The 7,341-nt window shown below is 71.5% G+C and carries 7 protein-coding genes, 3 tRNA genes and 1 pseudogene; 9 read left to right on the forward strand and 2 right to left on the reverse strand.

Annotated elements, in window-relative coordinates; genetic code table 11:
• Positions 1–162: 162 nt before the first annotated feature.
• Together PKC53_RS18165 and PKC53_RS18170 are read right to left on the reverse strand one after the other, a co-directional pair.
• Positions 163–1,017 (reverse strand): FkbM family methyltransferase, encoded by an 855-nt coding sequence (locus PKC53_RS18165; RefSeq protein WP_324431209.1) that lies wholly within the window; start codon positions 1,015–1,017, stop codon positions 163–165.
• Between the two features lie 11 nt (positions 1,018–1,028).
• Entirely contained in the window at positions 1,029–1,868 is an 840-nt protein-coding gene (locus PKC53_RS18170) for a glycosyltransferase (protein WP_324431211.1), read from the reverse strand.
• A 268-nt stretch (positions 1,869–2,136) separates the two neighbouring features.
• Here PKC53_RS18170 and trpE point away from each other — a divergent pair, with 268 nt between their 5' ends.
• The 9 genes and pseudogenes from trpE to PKC53_RS18215 form a co-directional block, all read left to right on the forward strand.
• Positions 2,137–3,615, forward strand: coding sequence for an anthranilate synthase component I (gene trpE, locus PKC53_RS18175; RefSeq protein ID WP_324431214.1), 1,479 nt, complete (start codon positions 2,137–2,139; stop codon positions 3,613–3,615).
• A 2-nt stretch (positions 3,616–3,617) separates the two neighbouring features.
• Positions 3,618–4,217: an aminodeoxychorismate/anthranilate synthase component II gene (locus PKC53_RS18180; protein ID WP_324431216.1), complete on the forward strand. Its 600-nt coding sequence runs from the start codon at positions 3,618–3,620 to the stop codon at positions 4,215–4,217.
• 46 nt (positions 4,218–4,263) lie between these two features.
• A complete protein-coding gene (trpD, locus tag PKC53_RS18185; RefSeq protein ID WP_324431218.1) occupies positions 4,264–5,298 on the forward strand; it encodes an anthranilate phosphoribosyltransferase in 1,035 nt (344 codons plus the stop codon).
• A 2-nt stretch (positions 5,299–5,300) separates the two neighbouring features.
• The gene (trpC, locus tag PKC53_RS18190) at positions 5,301–6,101 is read left to right on the forward strand and encodes an indole-3-glycerol phosphate synthase TrpC (RefSeq protein WP_324431220.1); all 801 of its coding nucleotides are present in this window, start codon (positions 5,301–5,303) and stop codon (positions 6,099–6,101) included.
• Positions 6,102–6,154: 53 nt separating this feature from the next.
• Positions 6,155–6,838 (forward strand): uracil-DNA glycosylase, encoded by a 684-nt coding sequence (locus tag PKC53_RS18195; protein ID WP_324431222.1) that lies wholly within the window; start codon positions 6,155–6,157, stop codon positions 6,836–6,838.
• A 43-nt stretch (positions 6,839–6,881) separates the two neighbouring features.
• A tRNA-Tyr gene (locus tag PKC53_RS18200) sits at positions 6,882–6,967 on the forward strand.
• A gap of 41 nt (positions 6,968–7,008) precedes the next feature.
• Positions 7,009–7,082: transfer RNA gene (locus tag PKC53_RS18205), tRNA-Gly, on the forward strand.
• 57 nt (positions 7,083–7,139) lie between these two features.
• Positions 7,140–7,214 (forward strand) — tRNA-Thr (locus tag PKC53_RS18210).
• Positions 7,215–7,274: 60 nt separating this feature from the next.
• Positions 7,275–7,341: pseudogene (locus tag PKC53_RS18215) on the forward strand (elongation factor Tu); the annotation flags it as partial.

Here is a 7,341-nt window from a genome sequence, read left to right on the forward strand (position 1 = left end):
CGGCAGCGCGATCTTCGGCCAGCCCGACTACGCCAAGGTCATCGCCGCGATGCGCGGGGCGCTCGCCGCCTGACGCGGGGCGCGGTTCACGGCGCACCGACGCCGCCCGCGCTCCACGCACCGCCCGCCGTCGAGCGCGAAGCGCGCAGCGGCAGGTTCACGTCACCGCGGCCGCTCGAACACCCAGTTCAGCGTCGTGCGCCGGCGCAGCCGGTAGCCGCGCGACGCGAACAGCGCGCCGATCTCGTCGGCGGTGTCGGCCTTGAACTCGGTGATCGCCAGCGCCGGCAGCAGCGCGTCGGGGGCGTGGGCGAAGAAATGCCGCAGCACCGGCGGCTCGTGGCCCTCGATGTCGATCTTCAGCGCGTCGACGCGCTCGACGCCGTGCGCGCGCAGCAGCGCCAGCAGCGTCGTCACCGGCACCTCGACGGCATCGCGATCGCCGCCCGCGCGCGCAGCTTCGCCGGCCTGCAGCGTGTTCTCGCCGCGCTGCGCCGGGTTCACCAGCAGGGTGGCGGTGCCGTCGTGGTCGCTGAGCGCGGTCGGGCACAACTCGATCGTCGTCAGGCCGTTGGCGGCGACGTTGAAGGCCAGCCGGCGGCGCATCTCGGGGTCGGGCTCGACGGCGATCACGCGCACCCGCTCGCGCAGCCGAGCCAGCACGTGCAGGCTGTACAGCCCGGCGTTGGCGCCGACATCGACGAAGGTCGCCCCAGGCTGCAGCCGTTCGTCGAGCAGACGCAACTCGTCGGCGTCGGCGCGCATCGGCGCGAACAGCATCTTCGTCTCGGCGATGTTGCCGCGCGGCATCAGCCGCAGCCGCAGCCCCCACACCTCGACGTCGAGCGGCGTGTGCACGCCGTACTTCACCGGCCGGCGCACCAGGTGCGCGAAGCGCTGCGCGACGCGCCCGCCGGCGGCCAGCCGGTGGCAGGCCTGCAGTCGCGCGCGCACGCGCGGCGGCGGCGCGTAGGTGCCCCACGGTGCGCGGTCGTCGAAGCGCAGCGCGTGGGGCATCGGGCCTGCGTTCATCGCGCGGCCGGCGCGATCGAGCTGTGCTGCGGCAGCACCTCGCCGCTGCCGGCCAACTGCCGGTTGTGCGCCTTGTTGCGCTCGACCTGCTCGGCGTGGCGGTACGAACGCGGGTGGTCGAGGTGCAGCATCACCAGCGAGTGGCGCGCGCGTGCGCCGCGCACGCCGGCGTTGTTCAGTCGGATGCCCAGGTTGCGGTCAGCGCCGCCGTAGCCCATCGCCTCGTCGAAGCCGGCCACACGCAGCAGGTCGTCGCGCCAGGCGCCGGCGTTGTTACCGACGAAGGCGTCACGCGGCGTCAGCCAGTCGAGCAGCCGCGCGAGCCGCCCGGCGCGCAACAGTCGCGCGCGCGGCACGGCGACGCCCTGCGAGCGCAGGTAACCGGCGTCGAACAGGCGCTGGCTCTCGATCAACGCGGCGTCGAGCGCGTGCTCGTGGAACGCCGCGGGCAGGTTGACGTGGCTGCCGCCGGCGAGGAAGCAGCCGCGCCGCAGGCGCGCGGCGTAGGCGGCGACGAGGTCGTCGCGCGGCACGCAGTCGGCATCGGTGAAGACGAGGAAGTCGCTGTCGGACTCGACGATGGCGCGGTTGACGATGCGCCACTTGCCGAAGCCCTCGTGTGGCTGGCGCAGGTGGCGCAGCGCGAACGGCGCGAGCGCGCGGTGGCGCTCGACGACCGCGCGCACGTCGTCGCGCTCGCCGTCCTCGGCGACGATCAGTTCGTGCGGCGGCGTGCGCTGCACGCGGTAGCCGAGCAGCGCCCAGTCGAGTGCGCGCGCGTTCGCGTGCGCGGCGACGACGACGCCGATGCGCGGCAAGGGGGGGGCGGGCGGCACGCGGGCATTGTGCCCGCGGCGCCGGCGCAGTCGGCCTGCTAGACTTGAGCGCATGTTCACTTCGCGCAAGCAGACTCCGCGCTCCAGGTCGATCGACCGGGGAGCCTGGCCCTGGCGTCGCTGGCCCGCCTGAGTCTCGTTTGCCGCCGGCGGTCGTCGCGACGCGCCGATCGGCTCCCGCCGCAGGCCGCCGTGCCGGCGGCATTTCCCGCGTAGCACCGGCGGCTTGCGCCGCGCGGTGCGCCACCGGGTCAGGAGAAACCGCCAAGTGATCACCGAACTCGAATTCCGCAGCCTCGCCGCGCAGGGCTACAACCGCATCGCGCTGATTGCCGAGGCCTTCGCCGACCTCGAGACCCCGCTGTCGCTGTACCTCAAGCTCGCCGGCGGCAGCAAGCACAGCTTCCTGCTCGAGTCCGTGGTCGGCGGCGAGCGCTTCGGGCGCTACTCGTTCATCGGCCTGCCGGCGCGCACGCTGTTGCGGGCCACTGGCATGCGCACCGAGGTCGTCACCGACGGCGCCGTCGTTGAGACGCACGACGGCAATCCGCTCGACTTCATCGCGGCGTACCGGCAGCGCTTCAATCCGGCGCTGCGCCCCGGGTTGCCGCGTTTCTGCGGCGGGCTCGCCGGCTACTTCGGCTACGACACCGTGCGCTTCATCGAGAAGCGGCTGGCGGCCACGCGCAAGGGCGGCGGCATCGGCACGCCCGACGTGATGCTGCTGCAAACCGAGGAACTGGCGGTGATCGACAACCTGTCGGGCCGGCTGTACCTGATCGTCTGGGCCGACCCGCGCCAGAGCGAGGCCTACTTCCACGGCAAGAAGCGCCTGGGCGAGCTGACCGACCGCCTGCGGTTCTCGGTGACCGCGCCGCAGGTGCGGCGCGGTCCGTCGTACGCGGTCGAGCGCGAGTTCGCGAAGGCCGACTTCATGCGCGCCGTCGAGCGCGCCAAGGCCTACATCGCCGCCGGCGACTGCATGCAGGTCGTCGTCGGCCAGCGGCTGAAGAAGCGCTACACCGAGAGCCCGCTGTCGCTGTACCGCGCGCTGCGATCGCTCAACCCGAGCCCGTACATGTACTACTACGACATGGGCGGTTTCCAGATCGTCGGCGCCAGTCCCGAAATCCTGGTGCGCGACGAGCAGGACGCCGAGGGCCACCACACGGTGACGGTGCGGCCGATCGCCGGCACCCGGCCCCGCGGCGCGACGCCCGAGCAGGACAAGGCCAACGAGGCCGAACTGCTCGCCGATCCGAAGGAACGCGCCGAGCACGTGATGCTGATCGACCTGGCGCGCAACGACATCGGCCGCATCGCCGAGACCGGCAGCGTGAAGGTGACGGAGGCGTTCGGCATCGAGCGCTACTCGCACGTGATGCACATCGTCAGCAACGTCGAGGGGCGGCTGAAGGCGGGCCTGTCGGCGCTCGACGTGCTCAAGGCGAGCTTTCCGGCCGGCACGCTCAGCGGCGCGCCGAAGATCCGCGCGATGGAGGTCATCGACGAGCTCGAGCCGGTCGAGCGCGGCATCTACGGCGGCGCGGTGGGCTACCTCAGCTTCGCCGGCGACATGGACGTGGCCATCGCGATCCGCACCGGCGTCGTCAAGGACAACGTCCTGTACGTGTCCGCCGGCGCCGGCGTGGTCGCCGACTCGGTGCCCGAGCTCGAGTGGCAGGAAACCGAGGCGAAGGCGCGGGCGGTGCTGCGCGCTGCCGAGCTGGTCGAGGAGGGGTTCTGATCGTGCTGCTGATGATCGACAACTACGACTCGTTCACCTACAACCTGGTGCAGTACTTCGGCGAGCTCGGCGAGCCGGTGCGCGTGTTCCGCAACGACGAGATCACGCTCGAGGGCATCGCCGAGCTGAACCCCGAGCAGCTCGTGCTGTCGCCGGGGCCGTGCTCGCCGGCGCAGGCGGGCATCTGCGTCGAGGCGGTCCGCGCGTTCACCGGACGCATCGCGATCCTCGGCGTGTGCCTGGGGCACCAGTGCATCGGCGCGGCGCTGGGCGGGCGCATCGTCCGCGCCGGCCGGCAGATGCACGGCAAGACGAGCAGCGTCACGCACGACGGCCAGGGGCTGTTCGACGGCCTGCCGAACCCGTTCACCGTGATCCGCTACCACTCGCTGGCGATCGAGCGCGCCACGCTGCCCGACGTGCTGGCGATCACTGCGGCGTCGGAGGACGCCGAGATCATGGGCGTGCGCCACCGCGAGCTGGCCGGCAGCGCGACGCCGCTTGAGGGCGTGCAGTTCCACCCCGAGTCGATCCTCACCGAACACGGCCACGCGCTGCTGCGCAACTTCCTGCGCGCCAGCCGCGTGCCGGCCACCGCCTGAGGCGCCCCCGGGCTGTGCACCGCCAGAACCCGATCGAAGGACCACCATGCCGATCACCGACACCGAAGCCCTGACGCGCGTCATCGAGCACCGCGAGATCTTCCACGACGAGATGCTGGCGCTGATGCGCCGCATCATGAGCGGCGAGATGTCGCCGCTGATGATCGCTGCGCTGACCATCGGCCTGCGCGTGAAGAAGGAGACCATCGGCGAGATCGCCGCCGCGGCGCAGGTGATGCGCGAGTTCGCGACGCCGGTCGCGGTGGCCGACCGTACGCACCTGGTCGACATCGTCGGCACTGGCGGCGACGCGTCGCACACGTTCAACATCTCGACCGCGGCCGCGTTCGTCGCCGCCGCGGCCGGCGCGCGCGTGGCCAAGCACGGCGGACGCAGCGTGTCATCGACCAGCGGTAGCGCCGACGTGATGGAGGCGCTGGGTGCACACATCGCGCTCACCCCCGAGCAGGTCGGTCAATGCATCGCCGAGACCGGCGTGGGCTTCATGTTCGCGCCGAACCACCACCCGGCGATGAAACACGCCGCGCCGGTGCGCAAGGAGCTGGGCGTGCGCACCATCTTCAACATCCTCGGCCCGCTGACCAACCCGGCCGGCGCGCCGAACCAGCTGCTCGGCGTGTTCCACCCGGACCTGGTCGGCATCCAGGTGCGCGTGCTGCAGCGACTCGGCAGCGAGCACGTGATGGTGGTCTACGGCATGAACGGCATGGACGAGATTTCGCTGTCGGGCGAGACCCTGGTCGGCGAGCTGAAGGACGGCGAAGTGCGCGAGTACGTGGTCCACCCGAGCGACTTCGGGTTGCCGGTGTACGACAGCCGCGTGCTCAGGGTCGCCAACCGGGACGAGTCGGTGCAGTGCATCCAGCGTGCGCTGGCCAACGAGGACGGCCCGGTGCGCGACATCGTGCTGCTCAACGCCGGTGCGGCGCTGTACTGCGCCAACGTCGCGACCTCGGTGGCCGACGGCGTGCGCCTGGCGCGCGAGGCGGTCGCATCGGGCCGCGCGCTGGCCAAGCTCAGCCAGTTCGTCTCGGCGACCCAGCGCCTGCGCGCGGCCTGACGATGGACGACATCCTGCAGCGCATCGTCGCGGTCAAGCGCGAGGAGGTGGCCGCGGCGCTGCGCGCGCGCGGCGCCGCGCAGGTGCGCGCCGACGCGCGTGCGCGCGCCGACCTGCGCGACTTCGTCGGCGCGCTGCGCACCAAGGCGGCCGCCGGGGACGCGGCGGTGATCGCCGAGGTCAAGAAGGCCAGCCCGAGCAAGGGCGTGCTGCGCGAGCACTTCGTTCCCGCCGAGATCGCGGTGAGCTATGCGCGCCACGGTGCGGCGTGCCTGAGCGTGCTCACCGACGCGCGCTTCTTCCAGGGCTCGCCGGCGTACCTCGAACAGGCGCGCGCGGCCTGCGCGCTGCCGGTGCTGCGCAAGGACTTCATCGTCGACGCCTACCAGGTCGACGAGGCGCGCGCGATGGGCGCCGACTGCATGCTGCTGATCGCCGCGTGCCTCGACGATGCGCGGATGGCGGACCTCGAGGCGCAGGCGCTGGAGTGGGGCATGGCGGTGCTGGTCGAGGTGCACGACGCGGCCGAACTCGACCGCGCGCTGCGCCTGCGCACGCCGCTGGTCGGCGTCAACAACCGCAACCTGCGCACCTTCGAGGTCTCGCTGCAGACCACGCTGGACCTGCTCGGGCGGGTGCCCGCCGATCGCTTGCTCGTCACCGAGTCGGGCATCCTGGAGCGCGACGACGTGCAGCGCATGCGCGACGCCGGCGTGCGCGCGTTCCTGGTCGGCGAGGCGTTCATGCGTGCCCCCGACCCCGGCCTGGCGCTCGCCGCGCTGTTCGCGCCGCCGCGCGCGTGAGCGGCGCCGACAACCGCCTGCGCGGCCGGCTGGCCGACCACCTGCGCGGTGGCCTGACCGAGGTCGACGCCGGCTGGGCGCCTCTGGTCGAGCGCTGGCGCGACGGCGATGCCGGCGCGGCGCTGGTGCGCTTCGTCGACGCGCGGCTGACGCAGGGGGCCGTGGTGTATCCGGCGCAACCGTTGCGCGCGCTGTGCTGGACGCCGCGCGAGGCGGTGCGCGTGGTGATCCTCGGCCAGGATCCGTACCATGGCGCCGGGCAGGCGGAGGGACTGGCCTTTTCGGTGCCCGACGGGGTGGCGATGCCGCCGAGCCTGCGCAATGTGCTCGCCGAGTGGCAGCGTGACCTGCGCCAGCCGATGCCGGCCAGTGGCCATCTGGGCGCCTGGGCGCGTGCCGGCGTGCTGCTGCTCAACGCCGTGCTGACAGTCGAGGACGGTGCGCCGGGCAGTCACGCCGGTAGAGGTTGGGAAGCGCTCACTGACGCCGTCGTGGCTGAATTGGCAAGACACGACGATCCGATCGCTTTCCTGCTGTGGGGCGCGCATGCGCAGGCCAAGCGCCGGCTGATCGATGGCGGGTCGGGGCGGCACTTGGTGCTGCAGTGCAATCACCCATCGCCGCTGTCGGCGCGGCGCGGCCCGACGCCGTTTGTCGGCTGTGCGCATTTCGCGCATGCGGCGGCGTACCTGGGCGTCCACGGTCGACCCGTCGACTGGGCGCTGCCGGCGGGTTGATTGCTGCCCTTGGGCGCCCGTGCTATATTCTGCGGTTCGCCGCGGAGGGGTGCCCGAGTGGTTAAAGGGGGCAGACTGTAAATCTGTTGGCTTACGCCTACGCTGGTTCGAATCCAGCCTCCTCCACCAAAGCGAACACGAGTTGATGCGTCGACTGGCGGTGCTCCCGGGCGGGAGTAGTTCAATGGTAGAACCCCAGCCTTCCAAGCTGATGATGCGGGTTCGATTCCCGTCTCCCGCTCCAGTGCGCCGGTCTTGTCGCCAGGGGTCTGGGTTCGTCGGTGCCCAGGCCCGTGTCGATGCCCATGTGGCTCAGTGGTAGAGCACTCCCTTGGTAAGGGAGAGGTCACGCGTTCGATCCGCGTCATGGGCACCAAAGTTCAGGTCGTAGAAGCGGGTTCGCTGCGCGAGCCCTTTCCTTGGATGGAGAAATCGAATGGCTAAGGGTAAGTTCGAGCGCACGAAGCCGCACGTGAACGTGGGCACGATTGGTCACGTGGACC

Origin of the sequence: Azohydromonas sp. (genome assembly GCF_035325925.1) — a bacterium.
In the GTDB taxonomy this organism is placed as follows: domain Bacteria; phylum Pseudomonadota; class Gammaproteobacteria; order Burkholderiales; family Burkholderiaceae_C; genus Calidifontimicrobium.